This window comes from Hydrotalea sp. AMD (genome assembly GCF_004100315.1).
Lineage (GTDB): Bacteria > Bacteroidota > Bacteroidia > Chitinophagales > Chitinophagaceae > Hydrotalea > Hydrotalea flava.
Genome location: NZ_SCKY01000029.1, coordinates 1 through 18,069 on the forward strand (window position 1 = coordinate 1; position 18,069 = coordinate 18,069).

General features: G+C 39.2%; 14 protein-coding genes. All 14 read right to left on the reverse strand.

Annotated elements, in window-relative coordinates; genetic code table 11:
- Positions 1 to 326: 326 nt before the first annotated feature.
- Positions 327 to 620 (reverse strand): type I restriction enzyme endonuclease domain-containing protein, encoded by a 294-nt coding sequence (locus EO766_RS15925; protein WP_074419422.1) that lies wholly within the window; start codon positions 618 to 620, stop codon positions 327 to 329.
- Positions 621 to 1,371: 751 nt separating this feature from the next.
- A complete protein-coding gene (locus EO766_RS15930) occupies positions 1,372 to 4,611 on the reverse strand; it encodes a type I restriction endonuclease subunit R (protein WP_074419423.1) in 3,240 nt (1,079 codons plus the stop codon).
- Positions 4,608 to 5,633 (reverse strand): virulence RhuM family protein, encoded by a 1,026-nt coding sequence (locus EO766_RS15935; protein ID WP_074419424.1) that lies wholly within the window; start codon positions 5,631 to 5,633, stop codon positions 4,608 to 4,610. The genes EO766_RS15930 and EO766_RS15935 overlap by 4 nt, the downstream gene beginning before the upstream one ends.
- A gap of 8 nt (positions 5,634 to 5,641) precedes the next feature.
- Positions 5,642 to 6,070: a GxxExxY protein gene (locus EO766_RS15940; protein ID WP_074419425.1), complete on the reverse strand. Its 429-nt coding sequence runs from the start codon at positions 6,068 to 6,070 to the stop codon at positions 5,642 to 5,644.
- Positions 6,071 to 6,084: 14 nt separating this feature from the next.
- The gene (locus EO766_RS15945; protein WP_074419426.1) at positions 6,085 to 7,290 is read right to left on the reverse strand and encodes a restriction endonuclease subunit S; all 1,206 of its coding nucleotides are present in this window, start codon (positions 7,288 to 7,290) and stop codon (positions 6,085 to 6,087) included.
- 1 nt (position 7,291) lies between these two features.
- The gene (locus EO766_RS15950; RefSeq protein ID WP_074419427.1) at positions 7,292 to 8,083 is read right to left on the reverse strand and encodes a DUF1828 domain-containing protein; all 792 of its coding nucleotides are present in this window, start codon (positions 8,081 to 8,083) and stop codon (positions 7,292 to 7,294) included.
- On the reverse strand, positions 8,080 to 8,601 hold the full coding sequence (locus tag EO766_RS15955) for a DUF6978 family protein (protein ID WP_074419428.1): 522 nt from the start codon (positions 8,599 to 8,601) through the stop codon (positions 8,080 to 8,082). Before EO766_RS15955 ends, EO766_RS15950 begins: the two co-directional genes overlap by 4 nt.
- Positions 8,602 to 8,606: 5 nt before the next feature.
- Positions 8,607 to 10,181 (reverse strand): class I SAM-dependent DNA methyltransferase, encoded by a 1,575-nt coding sequence (locus EO766_RS15960; RefSeq protein WP_074419429.1) that lies wholly within the window; start codon positions 10,179 to 10,181, stop codon positions 8,607 to 8,609.
- Positions 10,182 to 10,822: 641 nt separating this feature from the next.
- Complete coding sequence (locus EO766_RS15965) at positions 10,823 to 11,611, reverse strand: abortive infection family protein (RefSeq protein WP_074419430.1); 789 nt, start codon at positions 11,609 to 11,611, stop codon at positions 10,823 to 10,825.
- Between the two features lie 407 nt (positions 11,612 to 12,018).
- Positions 12,019 to 12,717: a M48 family metallopeptidase gene (locus EO766_RS15970; protein ID WP_218836736.1), complete on the reverse strand. Its 699-nt coding sequence runs from the start codon at positions 12,715 to 12,717 to the stop codon at positions 12,019 to 12,021.
- Positions 12,714 to 15,941 carry a type I restriction endonuclease subunit R gene (locus EO766_RS15975; RefSeq protein WP_074419861.1) on the reverse strand — a complete coding sequence of 1,076 codons (3,228 nt, stop codon included), beginning with the start codon at positions 15,939 to 15,941 and terminating at the stop codon, positions 12,714 to 12,716. The genes EO766_RS15970 and EO766_RS15975 overlap by 4 nt, the downstream gene beginning before the upstream one ends.
- A 241-nt stretch (positions 15,942 to 16,182) precedes the next feature.
- Positions 16,183 to 17,262: a Fic family protein gene (locus EO766_RS15980; RefSeq protein ID WP_074419133.1), complete on the reverse strand. Its 1,080-nt coding sequence runs from the start codon at positions 17,260 to 17,262 to the stop codon at positions 16,183 to 16,185.
- Between the two features lie 26 nt (positions 17,263 to 17,288).
- Positions 17,289 to 17,822 (reverse strand): transposase, encoded by a 534-nt coding sequence (locus EO766_RS15985; RefSeq protein WP_218331317.1) that lies wholly within the window; start codon positions 17,820 to 17,822, stop codon positions 17,289 to 17,291.
- A 3-nt stretch (positions 17,823 to 17,825) separates the two neighbouring features.
- Positions 17,826 to 18,065, reverse strand: a complete 240-nt coding sequence (locus EO766_RS15990) for a DUF2188 domain-containing protein (RefSeq protein WP_074419132.1) — start codon at positions 18,063 to 18,065, stop codon at positions 17,826 to 17,828.
- Positions 18,066 to 18,069 lie beyond the last annotated feature (4 nt).

The window sequence follows — 18,069 nt, forward strand, 5'->3', positions numbered from 1 at the left end:
TTCTAAAAACCGGATTTGGCTTAGGCAATACGTACGATAGTATTTCACCTACCCTGCGTATTGATGTGATGTTGCTTCGCAAACCCATCATCCCCATTCAACACCAAACATTCCCCCTGCATTTATCTGACCATTATCCCAGCATTTGCGATGTAATGATGAAAGAGTAGGAAGAAACTATTCATTTATCATTTTTTTACACTATTGTCCGACTAAATTACAAATAAAAAAGGGCAGTTCCTAAGAACCGCCCATATTAGCTAAGTTTGAGTTACCACACCTAAACTTTACTAATGATGTATAATGTGCCTGACTTGGTGCGTCTGCTAATTTTCTTTATCACCATTTAATAAATCTTCAGCAAGCATCTTTGCCTGTGTGATTACTGTCTCAACAGCTTTCTCTTGCAAGTCTGGCGGATAACCGCGTAAGCGTAAAATCCTTCGGATGTTTCGTCTTAATGCTGATTGCACGCTTTCTTTAATTGTCCAGTCAATGGTCGTGCGTTCTGTTTCTTGCTTTACCAAGTCAAGCATTGCGTTTACTTCACGGTCACTTGTAAACACTTCTCCATGGTCTGCAACCCGCTTTTTTGTTTTTACTTGTTTGGTATCGTTCATATCACTATATGCTGTGTCCACTTAAATGTTTTGTCGCTAAGTTAAGTTTTTATAACCTGTTTGCTGTCATTGTCAAAGGCAAATTATTAATTGTCTGCCAGTTGGGTGGTGGGTAGGCTTGGTGTATTGAATAAAGATATATTGCTGAAGTGCATTGCTACTGATGATAGATATTCGTCAGCTGGGGTGGGTAGGCAGTGTGTTAGCATTTTTAGCTCTTGGCAAGGTTGGCCTTGTGTCTGGGTTTTGTGTGCCTTGCCATGTGCTAAAAATAGCGTTGGGTCGGGTGGCAAAGTCATGGATGATTGTATATGTGCAGGATGCTTCAATAGGGTGACACATAACGTTTTGCGGCTTTGCGTTCGTGCGGGATTTCAGGGAACAAAACTGTCAACCCAGCACTAAAGTTAAATTGAAAAACTGCACTTGAATTTAAGCACTTCACCCCGCATGACGCAAAACCGCTGTTACCAGCTGGCGTTCTTGTCCACCGTGTCTGAAAACCATTGTCGTTGAGTTTCACTGTCATTGCCCGTGTCGTGTTGGACTTTGCGGTTGCGTATTTTGTTTTCACTAGGGGAGAAGATTTTTTAATTACTCACTTCATAATTGTTTTTTAAAGGTGTTCGTGAACCGCAAGTGGTTTCAATTTTGTCTGCGAGGGAAAGGTGGAAGCTCTTTTGCAAGCTTTGCCCTGAGCTTGGGCTTGTGCGGCTTGCAAATGTGCTTACACCTGTGCGTTGGCTTGTTCTCATGCTGTTAAATTGTCTGCTAATAATTCTGCTTGCTTTAATACTGTGTCAATTGCCTTTTGTTGCTTGTCTGGTGGATAGCCGTATTTGTTTAATGTCCGCCTTACAAGCACCATGAGTTTTGCTCTTGCACTTTCTCTAATTGTCCAGTCAATTGTTGCGTTTGCTCTTACTTTGTCTGCGATTTCTCTTGCAATTTCTTTTAATGTGTCGTCACCCAAAACTTGAACTGCACTGTCGTTTATTTCGAGGGCATTGTAAAAAGCAACTTCATCATTATTCAGACCGAGTTTTTCTCCTTCCTTGTCAGCTTCTTTAATTTGTTTGGCAATGTTGATGAGTTCCTGAATAATTTCAGCCGTTGTCAGCAAGTTGTTTTGATAGCGTTTTATAGCACCTTCCAACATTTCTAAAAGTTTCTTGCTCTTTACAAGATTTGTCTTGGCTCTTACTTTCAGTTCGTTGTTCAGAATCTTTTTTAGCAATTCGATTGCTAAATTTTTATGCTGCATTCCCTGAACTTCCAAAAGGAACTCGTCTGATAATATTTCTAGTCCTGAAATTTCGGGTTTGTCAATTCCTGCTGCATCAAAAATGTCAATTACTTTATCGCTGCTCAATGCCTCATCAACTATTTGCTTAATCGCAGTTTCAATTTCTACATCTGATTTGCCACCGCCAATTGGAGCATCAAATTTTGCCAACCTTGCTTTCATGGCTTGGAAAAACGCAACTTCGGGTAAATGTGGTTGAACTTCTTCTTTGGTAATACAAAGTGAAAGTGCCTGACTTAACAAACTTACTTCTCTGATAAATCTTTCTTTGCCATCCTGTAAGCCTAAAATGTGTTCTTCTGCTTGCAGAATGATGGAGAGTTTTTCCTGTGCATCTACAACAAAAAATCTGCGGTAGTTGAATTTGAAACTGCCTTCATAATATGCTTCGGGTTCTTCAACTAAAATATCGTTACGGGTGATGCTGTCTTCATTGAACATTTGCTGAACGACTTCCAATTTCTCTTTGAAAATTTCAAATGCTTTTTCAATGTTCTCGGCAGGGTCGCCCTTTCCACCTGCTTCACCATAAAATGAAAGTGCCTTTTTCAAATCTGTTCCAATGCCTAAATAGTCCACAATCAAACCGCCTGGCTTGTCTTTGAAAACACGGTTTACTCTTGCAATAGCTTGCATTAGGTTGTGTCCTCTCATGGGCTTGTCAACATACATAGTATTCAAGCAAGGAGCATCAAAACCAGTCAGCCACATATCCCGAACAATTACCAATTTCAATTCATCAGCAGGGTCTTTCATCCGTTCCGATAAATCCCTGCGTTGTTGTTTGGTGGTATGATGTTTTGAAAATTCAGGACCGTCTGCACTGTTGGTTGTCATTACCACTTTTATAGCTCCTTTGGTCAAATCATCATTGTGCCAATCGGGGCGAAGTGCGATAATTTCTTTGTAAAGGTCGGCTGCAATTCTTCGGCTCATGGCTACAATCATTGCTTTGCCTTCAAAAACAGTTTGCCGTTTTTCAAAATGCGTTACAATGTCTTTTGCCAAATTTTTTACTCGGTCGTGATGCCCAACAATGGCTTCCAACTTTGTCCATTTGGCTTTAGCTTTCTGCTTTTCGGTGAGTTCTTCGTCTTGTTCTAATTCCTTATCAAATTCTTCAATCAATCGTCTGCCTTCTTCGTCCAGATTTACTTTAGCCAATCGACTTTCATAGAAAATTTTAACTGTTGCTCCATCATCAACAGCATCTTTAATGTCGTATCGGTCAATGTAATTGCCGAAAACCTGCGGAGTGTTTACGTCTGTGCCTTCAATCGGTGTGCCTGTAAAACCAATGTAGGTAGCATTTGGCAAAGCATCACGCATATATTTGGCAAAACCATAAGCAATGCGTTTTCCGATTACTTCTTTGGTTTCTTTATCTTTTTCATCAACTAATTTCGCTTCAAAACCGTATTGTGTCCTGTGTGCTTCATCTGCAATCACCACTACATTTTTACGGTCAGAAAGTTGGTCGTAAACGGATTTATTGTTTTCGGGCAAAAACTTCTGAATGGTTGTAAATACAATTCCACCACTTGCCACTTTCAACAATTCTTTCAAATGTTCTCTGTTTTCTGCCTGAACGGGTTCTTGTCTTAGCAACTGAACTGATGAAGCAAAAGTGTCAAACAATTGGTCGTCCAAATCATTACGGTCTGTAATTACCACAATGGTTGGATTTTTCATTTCGGGTGAAGTAATAAGTTTTCCAGAATAGAAAACCATACTCAAACTTTTGCCCGAACCTTGTGTGTGCCAAACAACACCGCCTCGTTTATCTCCGTTTTCACCTGATGCGTTTACAGTTGATTGAACGGCTTTGTTTACAGCAAAGAATTGATGATAGGCGGCTAATTTCTTTACAGTCTGAATTTGTATCAATCCTGTTTTTGCATCTTCCTTTTTCGATTTTTCAAAGACAATGAAGTTGCGAACTAAATCCAAAAGAGTTGCTGGCTGCAACATGCCTTTCAATAAGGTTTCTAATTGTGGCTTAAATCGTGATGCTTCTTTTATACCGTCAGCCGTTTTCCATGTCATGTATCGGCTCAAATCTGCTGAAACGCTTCCTGCTTTACATTCCAAACCGTCTGATAAAATGCAGATGGCGTTGTAAGTAAATAAACTTGGAATAATCGATTTGTAAGTTTGTATTTGCTGATAAGCACTTTTGATGTCTGCATTTTCACTGGCTGCATTTTTCAGTTCAACCACTACCAAAGGCAACCCATTTACAAACAGCAAAACATCAGGTCGTTTATTCTGATTGTTTTCAATGATGGTGTATTGATTCACTACCAAAAACTGATTGTTGGCAGGATGCTCAAAGTCAATCAATGCAACTTCGTGGCTGCGTTCATAACCGTTTTCCTGATAAGGTATTTTTACTTTCTCCACTAACAGACGGTGAAATTCTTCGTTGTTGTGCAACAAGTCAGGTGAAGCAATACGCAACACCTTTTGAACGGCTGCTTCTTGTGCATCTAAAGGAATTGTAGGATTGATTTTGGCAATGGCAGTTCTCAACCGATTGATCAAAACAATCTGACTGAAATTTTCTCTTTCACAAAAAAGCCCTTCGGGTGAAATCTCTTTGCCGTTGGCGTATTCCCATCCCTGCGATTGCAAAATTTCAATCGCTGACTGCTCAATGATATTTTCGGTGATGGGTTTGCTCATTTCTTCTTCTTGGGAGGTGTTATCTTTTTTACCTCTTTATCAAAATCGCTTTCAAAAGTCTTGTCTTGTTTGATGCGGTATTTCTCATATTCTTTTTCAGCTAGTTTCTTGGCAACTTCATGGCTTACTTTTCCTGCATCCTTCAAAATTTTGTATTCATTGAATTGCAGAAACGCATCAATTTTCTGCACCCAATCAGCCATTTTCATCGGTATCTGCCTTGCAGCCTGATTTTCGGCATAGTCCAGATACATGGTAACCACTCGTTCCAGTTCTTTGATTTCCTTTTCAATCAGGTAGTTTTTGGCAATGCTCACATCGGTTTTCATAATCTTGCCTGAAGGTGCATTTTTCCAAGTTTGTAAGCCCATGTTCGGCTCTGATGCTTTGGCTCTTTCGGCAATGATTTGAGCAGCCGTTTTGCCCGTAATTGCCCAATGCAATTTGTTCTGAACGGTTTTGAAAAAGGTTTGTGTGATGTCCGCTTCTTTATTGTAGTCAATGCTGCACTGCTCGTAGATGTCGGTAATTTTTTGATAAAAACGCCTTTCGCTTGCCCGTATCTCACGGATGCGTTCTAAGAGTTCATCAAAATAGTCCTTACCAAAGCGTTTTCCTTGTTTCAGGCGTTCATCGTCCAGCACAAAACCTTTGATGATAAACTCCCGAAGGGTTTTGGTAGCCCAAATTCGGAATTGGGTTGCCTGACGGCTGTTTACCCTGTAACCCACAGCAATAATGGCGTCCAGATTGTAAAACTCCATTTTTCGGGTTACGTTTCGGCTGCCTTCCTGTTGAACTATTTCCAAAATGGAAACAGTTGCCTCCTGAACCAATTCGCCTGATTCAAAGATATTTGCAAGGTGTTTACTCACGGCTGGAACTTCTACGCCAAAAAGTTCAGCCATCCGTTTTTGGGTTAGCCAAAAGGTTTCCCCCGAATAAATGACTTCTACCTTTATGTTTCCTTCGGGGGAACTATACAAGATGATGTCGGATGAATTGTTTTTATTTTCTGCCATTGTCAGAATTAGGATTTTGAGGATTTTGAGATTTTAGGATTGTTTTTGATGTAGTCTTTATTGTCAGGATGATTGACATTATACACTCTCTTGAACTCTAAACTTTTGGCACCGAAATTTATCAGCAGACCTATTGGCAGGTTGTATGCCTGACAATAGTTCATAGCTTGTGCCAGATGCACATCTTCCAGTTTTATTAATGCTTTCAATTCCACCATAATAATGCCTTCCACAAAAAAATCCACTCTGCGGGTGCCAATATCTTTGCCTTCGTAAAAAACAATCATTTCCATTTCACGTTGAAAATCCAAGCCTTGCTTACTCATTTCTATGGCTAACGCCCTTTGATATATCACTTCCTGAAAGCCATTGCCTAATGTGCTATGCACTTTCATGGCACAACCAATGATTCTATGAGTCAATACTTCGTGTTTCATATTCCTATTATCCTTTAATCCTTAAAATCATAATTCAGACGTATTTCCCCGCTCATCAACTTAGGCAGCAAGGTATCCCGCAGCTGGGTTAGCGTGCGGATTTGTTTGTGGTTTTCAAAAATTTTTAAAGTAAGTTCTTTCGCATGTTTTGTAAACTCAATTGCTTTTTCTTTATTAGGTTTAACGAACTCAAAAGTTGGTATTGCTTGTTTACTTAGATGCAAAACAGTTGAACCATTTGCGTTTCCTTCACAATGTCCCTTAAATTCTCTTGTTCTCATTAAGTAATATAGAAACTCAATAGATATCCAATCAATTTTAGGAATAACTTTTACCATGTCCATTGAGATTACCATTGTTTCATATTTGGGATTGCCCAATACTAATGCTGGATTACCAATAACTTCAGCATCTTGAGTAATGTCAGTATGAGCAACAACTAAATCCCCTTCTTTTACAGTTTGTTGCTCCTTATATTTTCCTGTGAATTCTTTAAATCCATCAATTCTAAAACCACCATTTCTATCAAAGCTTTTCAATGAAACCATTGCAGTTGTTGATGGATTTAGTTCAGTGCTTTTGTATGAAACTCCGTTTATAGTGTTAACCAAAGAACCAAGTTCAATAATTTCAGTTGAAGTATTACCCTCCACAAACCACTGCCTGAAAAGCGTTTCGGCTAATTGTTCTAAGGTTTTGTTTTGGCGGTGCAGCAGGTCTATTTTGTCGTCTAAGCTGCTTAATACTTCGGCTATGGCGGTTTGTTCGGGGAGCGGGGGGAGGGAAACAGTTATCTGTTCAAATGTCTGTTTGGTAATAGTATCAAAAACAGCACCATAAGAATTCGAAATGAACTGTGAAATGTTATCTTTTAATAGATAATAAATAAAATCATTAGTTGTTAGTCCTTCCTTTGCATTGATTCCATAGTTAGATTGATTAAATGCCATGTCCCGTCCGAGCATTGATATCACTCCAACAGTTCCTCTCGCTGAGATGATTATTTGCCCTTTTTTCAAAATTTTCGTGCTGCTTTCTTTCAATCCCTTTTCAGTAATTTTTTTCTCAGCATCATAACAATATTTTCTCCCCGTATTAAAGTCAGTTACCGATAGCCAAGGAATATCTCCATTCCAATATTCAGGAACGGACGTTTTAGGTGTACCACCTCCAATAAGCTCACATAGATCAGATAGTTTATATTCCTTCCACTCACTCATGTTATGCAGCTATTTTGAGTTTGCCAATGTTTTCGGGAGTATGCCTTTGGCTCCAAAGTATGAAATCCGCATTTTTGCTTCGTAAAGCATCCAAATATTCTTCCTGTATTTCTTTTTCTTCATCATTAATTACAGCCAGGCCTATTACTTGCTTATTAGTTACTCTTTCCCTCACACTTTTTATGTCTTCCCAAGTGAATAAAAAATTGGGCAGGTTGAGTTTATTCAAAGTATTAAATGACTTCAAAACAATTTCTTTTTCACGGTAAGCAATTTGAAAATCAAAAGTGAACTCCAAACCTGTGCTTCCTTTGGAAATAAACTGTGGTGTATAAATGATTTGCTGTTCGTCTAAATATCCCTGCACATCTTCTTTAAATACGGAAGCAACCGTATGTTTAGCCATCATATACATGTCATTAATTTCTGAAATGGCAGAAATTAAATTATGCTTTTTTTGGGCAAAATTGTTTTCTGTTGCTTCAACAATAAGCTCGTCATCTTGTAATTGAATGCCGTAAGTCAACAATATTCGTTCAAGCAAATCTTTTCGCTTTGGAGAACGGGAAATAGGTGAGCCAATTAAATCCAAATTTTTAATTGTAACTCCATCATCTGACATAAGAATTTTGCCGTTATCCTTTTTAGCATAAACTTCCAGTGTGTCATTGAATAAGCCAATGAACGGAGTGCTGATTACAGCCCAATTGCTTCCTGTTTCGGTAATTACCGAAGTTCTTCCTTTAAGGAAGTCGTAGTATTTATCTATTAATTCGTTTACCCAGTTGTTCATATCAGTATGGGATTTATTCTAAATATCGTTTTTAAATTTATTATCTCATTAAAGCGTTGAAAGACCTCTAACACATCGGCAGATGCCGTAATGCTTTTAACCGGGAAATTGTCATTTGTCAGTGGCAAAGCCCAATCTAAAGTTGTTTTATATCCTTCCACATAGTAGTGAATGTGATGGTCGTGGTAGTCAAAAAACATTCCTGCAAAAGGATGAAAAATTTCAGGGACTTTATCAGTTATTATTTCAGGGTTTTTGTGTTGACCGCTGTAATCAACTCTTAATAATCCTATTTTGGTTTCGCCTTCCAACAGATACAATGAAAGTTTAAATTGGTTCTTTTGGCTTTGTGTTATATCATAAATAAAAACAAAGTCTGCATCGTCAGGCGAAATAAGTGTGTATTTCTGAGTAAAAGGAAAAGGTTGTGTAAATGAAATTTCATCTTTCAACAAACCATTCGTTTCTACCTTTTTAGGCAGTTGCAAAAGATATTGTGCTTGTTCTGTTGTAAACATGTTTTTCAATTATTTGGTAAATCCAATTTTTCCAAATTCCTTCTTATTCTTTCGTTCAATGCATCTTCTTCGGCAATTTGTTTTTCCAATTCTGCTTTTAAAGAAGTAAAGCGTTCGGCAAAATTGAAATCGTCTTCTTCTTCAGCCAGGCCTACATATCGGCCGGGAGTAAGGGCATAGTTTAATGCTTTTACTTCTTCCAGCGTGGCGCTTTTGCAAAAGCCCTGTTCATCGCTGTATTTGCCTTCGTCTGTGCGCCAGTTGTGGTAAGTCTGCGCAATTTTTTCAATATCTTCTTGGCTCAGCTCCCGTGTTCTACGGTTAATGAGGTGGCCCATGTTTCGGGCATCAATAAAAAGAATCTCACCCTTGCGCTGCTGCTTGTTCTTTTTCATAAACCACAGGCAGGCGGGTATCTGCGTGTTCAAAAACAGTTTGGTAGGCAGGTTTACAATGCAGTCAATCAAATCGCCATCTACCAGGGCTTTGCGTATCACATCTTCGCCACTGCTGTTGCTGGTGAGTGAACCTTTGGATAAGACAAATCCGGCTTGTCCGTTGGGCGCAAGATGATAGAGGAAATGTTGTATCCATGCGTAGTTTGCATTGCCACTCGGAGGCACGCCGTATTGCCAGCGTGCATCTTTTTGTAAGAGTTCACCGCTCCAGTCGCTGTCGTTAAACGGAGGATTGGCAATGATGTAATCGGCCTTCAGGTCTTTGTGTGCATCGTTTAAAAAACTGCCTTCGTTGTTCCATTTTACATTACTGCTGTCAATACCTCTAATGGCAAGGTTCATTTTTGCCAGTCGCCAGGTGGTTTGGTTGCTTTCCTGTCCGTAAATAGAAATATGGTCGGCAGGGTTTAATGAAAGTTTTTTGCCTTTGTTTTTCTTATAGTAATCCTGATGGGCTTTAATGAATTTTTCGCTTTGCACAAACATGCCACCGCTTCCGCAGCAAGGGTCAAAAACTCTGCCCTCATAGGGTTCAAGCATTTCAACCAATAGTTTTACCACACTTTCAGGCGTATAGAACTGTCCGCCTTTCTTGCCTTCTGCCAAAGCAAATTCGCCTAAGAAATATTCAAACACTCTGCCCAACAAGTCTTTGCTTTGGGCTTCTTTCGTTCCTAAAGTGGCAGTGCTAACCAAGTCAACCAGTCCACCTAAACTGCCTTTGTCTAATTTTTCCTGTGCATACACTTTGGGCAAAACGCCTTTCAATGATGGATTGTCTTTTTCAATGGCATCCATGGCATCGTCAATGTCTTTGCCAATGGTGGGCAATTTGGCTCTGCCTTGCAGCCATGTCCAACGGGCAGAAGGTGGCACATAAAACACTTTTTCGGCTACATATTCATTTTTGTCTTCGGGGTCGGCTCCTTCATAGTCGCCTTTTCCTTCTTTTAGTTTGTTGTAAAGTTCTTCAAAAGCATCAGAGATGTATTTCAGGAAAATCAGTCCTAAAACCACATGCTTGTATTCGGCAGCATCCATGTTTTTACGGAGCTTGTCAGCCGCTTTCCAGAGCTTCTTCTCTAACGGTTCTTCAATATTTTCTTTCGTCTTTTTCGCCATTTCTCGGTGTTAATATGTAAAGATTTTATAGTCTGCTAAGTTAAGTTTTATAGTTGCATTGTCGTCATAAGTGCGTGGGCAAAAAATTGCTCTTTTGGTTTTGCGAAGGGTCGGCTTGTGTGTCGGGCAAAAGCCAATGTGCCATTTGTGCGGTGGCAATAAAATTGAATTAAAAAAAATGTGCGGTGGGGAAAATAAAAAATACAGAAGGGTCGGCAATGAGTGTCGGCTTACTCGCTGTCCGTTTGAAATATGGTCTGTATGTTGGTCACCTGTTGTCAAAATGGTTTGTCCTTGTATTAATGTTCAATTTTTAGTCGTCTGTTTCGTTGTTGCGCTGTCGTCATACGCTTGCAGGTAACGAACAGGGCTTGCTGCAGGTGTGGCATTAGGTCTTATGTATGAGTTGACAGGATACTCGCTTAAATTTAAGAGTAAAATATCCGCTCATTTTAAAACTTCATTTCCATGGCTAAAGTTAATCAATTAGATTTCACAGGTAGTACCATTTTCTGTGGCCTTGATGTACACAAAGAATTCCGTCAAGCCCGGACTGAAGCCGAGTAGCGAACTGCTGATGATGCTAACAACGTCCAGCCACACTTGCAGCACAGTTCATGTTAGCGGTTCACCCTTCTCTCTCAAAATGGCAAGTCGTCTATTTCTTGTACTACTTGTGTTGGTTGTGGCTTTGGAAACTTTGTCTTGTAATATGAATTAAGAAAAAGTCCAACCGTAGCAACACTGTTGATGATAAAATAAGTGTAAACCGTGTCATTGATTAGATAATCATCTTCGGTCTTTCCATGGAAATCTGTCTTTTCACTTCGCAATTTTTCAATGGTCTGGTTTATCGCTAAAAGTGAACTTGCAATAGTCTTAATCTCTTTAGGATGTTCATCGTTTGTCAAGTTGAACTCCTTTAAAATTATTGATGTCAATTTATAAAGAGTTTCGCCGCCTGTTGTTTTACTAGAAATCCTATCGTCTTTTAAAATTTCTTTGATAATGCTTTCAAGTGCTGAATTAGCAAGTCCAACAGCTAAACTTGGGTCTGCCTCAATTTGTTTGTAAGCTTTTGAAAAAGTGTCATAAGCTGTTTTATATTCGGATTTAAGTTCGTTTTTAAATGTCGGAATTGAGGGAATGAAATCAGGTGTATCAACTCCTAAGTCAATAGCAATTTTTAGCAGCGTTGTACCATCCATTGAACTAAGTGTCGCAAGTAAATCTATTTTCTTATTGTCCTTTTCTATAACTCTAAAGTTCTCCCAATAGTTATTGTTGAAACCATTTGGTTCGTAATTGTCTTCGTGCCATTTGTCAATGTAATATCTAACTTGTTCGTAAGTTGGAAATTCTAACCAAATAGCTTCACTAACCGACTTAACAAGTTTCATCTGATATTTTGGAGAAATCAAATCATTCATCTTCGCAAGTTAATTTTTTTGTAGGATGTCGCAATAGGGTGACCGCTAACGGTTTCGGGCTTGGCGAAGGTGGCGATTTTCACCACGAATGTTGATGCGGAGAACCAATGTTTGATTAACCACAAAACTGTCTGCGGAGCACTTAACCGCCACTTTTGCCAAACCCGTGTTACAAGCTGGCCTTCTGTCCTCCGTTATTGTCAAACCGCTGTCAGTAAAGGTTTTCGCTGTTTCTGTCCAACCGTTTTTGTTTCGGCTGAGGGTGGCGAAAAAATAAAACACCGAAGGGAGGGAAGAAAAAAATGAATTTCTTTTTGGGCTGGTGAAAAGCACACTCTTTTGCAAGCTTTGGTTTGTGCTTGGGCATGTGCGGCTTGCAAATGTGTGTGCTTTTGTGCGTAGGCTTCTCATGCTAGTAATTTTTCTAATTTCATTTTCCACTTTTCCCAGTCTTTCATTTCCTTAGTCTGTAAATCTATAAATTTCTGTGTATGGTCGTGATGTATTAAGTGACAAAGTTCATGTATAATCACATATTCAATACAGCCTTTGGGTGCCTTTATCAATTCAGGATTTAAAATGATTTTTCCTTTTGGTGTGCAACTGCCCCAACGTGTCGGCATGTCACGCAAGACAATTGAACTTGGTTCAACTTTGTGTTTTTTGAATTTGTCAATCAGTGGTTCAGCAATTGCATGGAACTTTGTCCGTGCATGTTGTAAATACCAATTGTCTAATAAGTCCTTTGCTCTTGATTTTTCACTCGCTGTTACTTCAATGAATTTGCCTTTTAGTTTTACAGATTCCTCCTTAGCAATTATAATTTGCAAGCGGTATTGTCTGCCTAAATACAAATGTGTTTCACCGCTTATATATTTTCTTTTCGGTGTTTTTGGTTGAAAGGAAAGAAAGAAGCTTTGTTGTTTAATAATCCAAGGTGCTTTTTTTCTGATTTTCTCTTTCACTTTTTCAATGGTTGTGTCTGTTGGTGCTTTTACCAACACTTCCATTTCAGGTGTTACAGTAATACCAAGGGATTTTCTGTCTGAATACTCCAAACGAAAATCTATTGTTCTGCTTCCAAATTGTATAGCTGCTATCATCATTTGTAACGGATTTTAGCTACTTCAATACAATCTTCTGCAATCTTGTCCATGTCTTTAAATGACAAGTCAACGTTGTATTTGTCTCGTACTTCATCAATCAGATAGTCGCCAATTTCAATCAGCAATTTTCCTGTAATGTTTGTTTTGAATTGCCAGTCAATAATGGGTTTTCCGCTGTCTAAAACAGAATCTTGAATCAGGTCGTCAATTTGTAAAGCCGTTTGTGTTGCGACCTCTTTGCGAACTATATTGTCTTGAATTTTGTCAGAAAGTGCTTCAACTGTCAACCCATAAAAAGCTTTGGCTACATCTCTGTTCTTCAATTGCTCCGGTATATCATTGTCGGTATGAGCCAAAACACTGTTCATAATATCTTGAACTCTGCTCAGGTATTGTGCTTCACTGATTCTCTTGGCTTCATAGTCGGCAATCGTTTCTTTTAGCATTTGCGAAAACTTCTTGTAAAAAGCAGGGTCTTCATCCATTTTCTCCGTAATGTGCTTCGCTGTTCTGCTCGCAATCTTATCTGCTTTGGCTGCTTTGCCAGTGGTGTTTTCTACTTCTTGCTGAAATTTATCCTTATCGAAAATGTTTATCAGTTCAGTGATGGTTTCAATTTTTTCTGTAGTGATGTGTGTGTCAATCAGTTTTTGAATTTGTCCTTCGTATTGTTTGTAGTCAATTTCATCGCTGTATCGTTCAACTACAGCCAATCGTAACTTCAAAAACATAGCTAAATCTTCTTTGTAACGATTGATAACCTTTTCCTCTACTTCCTTATGAAATTGGATAGAGGACAATGCCAGTTTCAAACTCTTGGCAAAGGTTGCTAGTTTATCGTAAAACAAAACCCGTATCGCTTCATCTTTCAATAATTGCTGATAGGCTTCTGCATCTCTTTTGTTGGCTATGGTTTTAAAAATATCCCAAAGGTCTGAATGTTTTTGCGGAAGCTTTTTAATTTCCTCCGAAATATTGGTGAGTGTTCCTGCTAAATCTTCTTCATCAAAATCTTCAAATGAAGAGTACATCTGCAAAGCATCATCCAGATTTTCAATCACACCATAGTAGTCAATGATGTAACCAAATTCCTTGTCAGGATAAATACGGTTTACCCTTGCAATGGCTTGTAATAACTTATGCCCTTGTAAATTTCTAGTGAGATATAAAACGGTGTTTTTAGGTTCATCAAAGCCAGTAAGCAATTTGTCAACTACGATGATGATTTCCGGGTCTTTTTGATTCTTGAAACGGCTGATGATGTTTTTCTCATAGCTTTTTGAATTGCCATGTTCGTCCATCATTTTTTTCCAAAACTGATTTTCCTTTTCAGTTGACTTCTCATAAGCACTTTCTTCACCCTCTCGTTCATCAATAGATGAAATCAACACTTCGCTACTTACAATACCTATTTCATCCAAATATTCTTTGTACTTGATGGCATTCACTTTTTTATCACAAACTAATTGCCCTTTGAATGGTGTTTTTCCTTGCCAATTGTCTCGAAAATGATAGCTGATATCCCAAGCAATCATTCGCATTTTTTGCTCGGCTGAGTTTAGGTGGTCGTAACGAGCAAACTTTTTCTTGATATCTGCTTTTTGATATTCGGTTAATGGCTCTGACACCATCCCGAAGAAAGTGTCTATCGGACTGGCATTTACATCCTGCAAAGCCAATCGTCCTTCATAGAGCAAAGGAACAACTGCTTTGTCTTTAACTGCCTGGTCAACAGTGTAAGCATCAATTACGCCACCAAATTTGGCTGCTGTGCTTTTGTCCTTTTTGAATAGCGGTGTTCCAGTCATGGCAATAAAACATGCATTGGGCAATGTTTTCTGCATGTCCACATTAAAAGTCCCGTGCTGTGTTCGGTGACCTTCATCTATCAGAACAAAGATGTCATGGCTTTCTAATGGTTGATTGATTTTCTTTACTGCAGCCACAAACTTGTTGATGATAGTCGTAACCACTGCATCGCTTTTGCTTTCCAGTAATTCCACTAATCGCTGTCCAGTAGTAGCGTTTTCTACAAACTTGCCACACTTCCTGAACGTGCTCGTAATTTGGTTATCTAAATCGGTTCTATCTGTTACCAATACTATTTTTGGATTGCGTATGCTGGGTTCCATGGCAATGGCTTGTGCCAACATTACCATGGTCAACGATTTTCCACTTCCTTGTGTATGCCAGATTACGCCTCCTTTTCGTTTTCCGTTCTCCACATTTCTGATGCGTTGCATAGATTTTTTAATGGCGAAAAACTGCTGATATCGGGCAACTTTCTTTTCTCCATTGTCAAACAAAACGTAATTGAAAACAATATCCATCAATCGTTCAGGACGACACAATCCATACAAATAATTGTCCTGTTCGGTGGGCAGAATTTCTTCTTGCTCTATTGCATCAAAGTACTGGCGAACATATTTGAAGCGGTCTGAAAACAATTGTTCTTTTATTGAAACTGGTAGTGGCTTATTTTTGAGTTCATGTAATTTGTTTTTATAGTTGCGTTCTTCTTCATCATTGCTAAATTTCTCCTGCCACTTTGCCCAGAACTTTTCGGGTGTGGCGTTAGTAGCATAAGCCGCTTCTTGTGTGGCAATACTCAAAGTGAATTGCGAATACACATACAGGCTTCTGATTCCATCTTCTTGTTGATTACGCAAATGCTGACTGATAGCCTGTTTCAAGGGTTCTTTCATGTCAGGTCGTTTGCATTCAATTATGCAAAGCGGAATGCCATTTACAAACAATACCAAATCGGGGCGGTAATGCTCTTTACTAGTGCTTCGCATTACACTGAATTCTTCTGTTACGTGAAATACATTGTTGCTGATGTTTTTCCAGTCAATGTATTGAAGGGTGAAACTCTTTTTGTCGCCATCTACACTTTGTTCCAATGCCTGACCTAAGGTGAGCAGGTTGTAAACCTTTTCACTGGCTGCTATGTAACCCTCGTTCATGGGCAGATTCTTCAAAGCCAATATGCCCCGTTCTATATTCTCGTCTGTGAAAATGCTGGTTTTGGTAGCACTTACTCGTATGCTGTTTATTTCCTTCAATTGCCTTCGCAGTACATCTTCCAGCAATACATTGGTAGTTTTTCCACCTCTTAACCTTTCCGCTTCTGCCGGACTTAAATAGGTATAACCCAAATTCACCAGCATTTGCATTGCCGGAATCTGGCTGATATGGTCTTCTTTAAAACTTGGAGTGTCCACTTTATGAGTTATGAATGATGAATGATGAGTTATGAACCGTATTTATGTATAGAAAAGAGCGGTTTTCTTTACATGTTGGGTTTGTCATGTATAGGTTTTGGGCATTTTCTATACACGATACCTTGCTCATGGATAATTTTTCCCTGTTTTTGCCCTTGAATCGATTTTCATAGGTAGAAAATCGAATATTTTACCTATGACAAGCCCTTCATGGGTAAATTCTACTGGTACTTGCCAATGACTATAATTTGCTGACATTTTGTAAAAGGTTGTATAAATCGGAATTAATGTAATAGTTATCCTTCCAAATCTTTTGTTTGCTTACTATGCCAAGCTTATCCAATTCATCAAGGTATTTGGCGGCAGTTTTGCGGCTTACACCAGTTTCTTCCATCACAAAGTCAATCTTGGTGTAGGGGTGCCGGAATAAGTTGTTCAACAAATCCTGACTATAAATTTTAGGGAGCTCCGTCCTTATTCTATCCTTATGGCTTTGCATTAGCTTCTTAATCCCTTCAATGATTTTAATGGTTTGTAAGGAAGTCTGCTCCACACCATCCAGGATATACAGTACCCATTCTTCCCAGGCATTTTCGGTACGGACTTTTTGTAGCAGACGGTAATAGTCGCCTTTGTTTTGGTTAATGTAGCGGCTTAAATACAGGATGGGCAAATTCAGCATGCCTTCTTTTACCAGATATAGGATATTGATAATCCTGCCCGTTCTTCCGTTGCCGTCATAAAAAGGGTGGATGCTCTCAAACTGATGGTGGATAATGGCCATTTTTACCAGCGGGTCCCAATCACTGAGTTCACTAACATTCATAAACTGCTCCAGGTTGTTCATGTGGGCCACCACTTCATCGTGGGTTTGAGGCGGGGTGTACACCACTTCCCCGGTTTGTTCGTTTTTAAGTTCCGTTCCCGGAACTTTGCGAAAACCAGCCCGGTTTTCTTCTATGGTTGCCTGTATTTCTATGATGTGGTTGTTCGACAAAAATCCCTGTTGCCTCACGGTTTGAAATCCCCATCTTAATGCCTCTGCATAGTTGTGTACTTCCTTACTAGCAAGGGTTTTAAAATTCTTTGCCATAAAATCCGACTGAAACAATTCATCATTCGTGGTGATGATGTTCTCAATGGCCGAACTGTCTTTGGCTTCCTGCAAGGAAAGGGTACTGATAAGAATACTTTCATTCGGAATGCTCATGGCAGCCCCTTTCATCTCGGCCAAGGCACTGCGGGCAGCAGCCGTTTTTTTTAGGATGGCTTTGGTTTCTATATCGAAATCCAAAGGGAGTTGTGGTATTTTATATGCCATAATTATGTTCTTATCATTGATATAATTTATCGTTCTCCCAATTTTTCGGGTTGTTGATGATGTATGTGGCAATTCGATGATGGATGATGGGATTGTTCATCACGAATGATGTGTTCCCAATAATTGCGTTGCCATATTGTATCCATGATACCATTTTCACGAAACCATTTTGTAACGCCAATTTTATACCCCCCAACAATGGACCCAATGGTTTTTGACGGTGACCGTAGGGGCGAAAAATATTTCGCCCCATTTTCATTCGCCCTGGTTTCGGGCGAATAATTATTCGCCCCTACCAATTCGATGATACCGTGAACGTGATTGGGCATTACAATGTATTCATGTAAAATGACATTGGGAAAATGATTTGGAATTTGTAACCAACATTCATGGGCGTTGCATCCCGCATCATTCCATACCATTTCCCCGTTTTCAATTTCCCCGAACAAACACAACCTGTCCTGTACACATATGGTAATAAAATACAATCCCGCCTGTGAATAATCGTAACCTTTCAGGCGAATGGATTTGCGGTGGTGTATGTTTGGGTTGTATGGCATAATCTATCTCTTTTTATCCTTTGGTGGATTGGGATCATTCCCATAACTGTTTGGATTCTGAATCTTTCCATCCTTTCCGTGTGGTATCAATTCAGATTTTTCCTGTTTCGCCTTTTCCCGGCTCCAGTCCATGGCTTCCTTTTTGGTCTCAAAATGTTTGAAAGCTCTCTTTGCATTTTCTCGTTTTGAGTCCCAACCGCCTTTTTCGGCATTGGGAACTATATGTCTTTCTTTGCGCGGCATAATT

Excerpts from the sequence above, each read along its gene's own strand:
- EO766_RS15960 (WP_074419429.1), bottom strand. The coding sequence starts at position 10,181 with ATGGCGAAAAAGACGAAAGAAAATATTGAAGAACCGTTAGAGAAGAAG.
- EO766_RS15930 (WP_074419423.1), bottom strand. The coding sequence starts at position 4,611 with ATGAGCAAACCCATCACCGAAAATATCATTGAGCAGTCAGCGATTGAA.
- EO766_RS15970 (WP_218836736.1), bottom strand. The coding sequence starts at position 12,717 with ATGATGATAGCAGCTATACAATTTGGAAGCAGAACAATAGATTTTCGT.
- EO766_RS15935 (WP_074419424.1), bottom strand. The coding sequence starts at position 5,633 with ATGGCAGAAAATAAAAACAATTCATCCGACATCATCTTGTATAGTTCC.
- EO766_RS15925 (WP_074419422.1), bottom strand. The coding sequence starts at position 620 with ATGAACGATACCAAACAAGTAAAAACAAAAAAGCGGGTTGCAGACCAT.
- EO766_RS15945 (WP_074419426.1), bottom strand. The coding sequence starts at position 7,290 with ATGAGTGAGTGGAAGGAATATAAACTATCTGATCTATGTGAGCTTATT.
- EO766_RS15955 (WP_074419428.1), bottom strand. The coding sequence starts at position 8,601 with ATGTTTACAACAGAACAAGCACAATATCTTTTGCAACTGCCTAAAAAG.
- EO766_RS15940 (WP_074419425.1), bottom strand. The coding sequence starts at position 6,070 with ATGAAACACGAAGTATTGACTCATAGAATCATTGGTTGTGCCATGAAA.
- EO766_RS15990 (WP_074419132.1), bottom strand. The coding sequence starts at position 18,065 with ATGCCGCGCAAAGAAAGACATATAGTTCCCAATGCCGAAAAAGGCGGT.
- EO766_RS15950 (WP_074419427.1), bottom strand. The coding sequence starts at position 8,083 with ATGAACAACTGGGTAAACGAATTAATAGATAAATACTACGACTTCCTT.
- EO766_RS15965 (WP_074419430.1), bottom strand. The coding sequence starts at position 11,611 with ATGAATGATTTGATTTCTCCAAAATATCAGATGAAACTTGTTAAGTCG.
- EO766_RS15985 (WP_218331317.1), bottom strand. The coding sequence starts at position 17,822 with ATGCCATACAACCCAAACATACACCACCGCAAATCCATTCGCCTGAAA.
- EO766_RS15980 (WP_074419133.1), bottom strand. The coding sequence starts at position 17,262 with ATGGCATATAAAATACCACAACTCCCTTTGGATTTCGATATAGAAACC.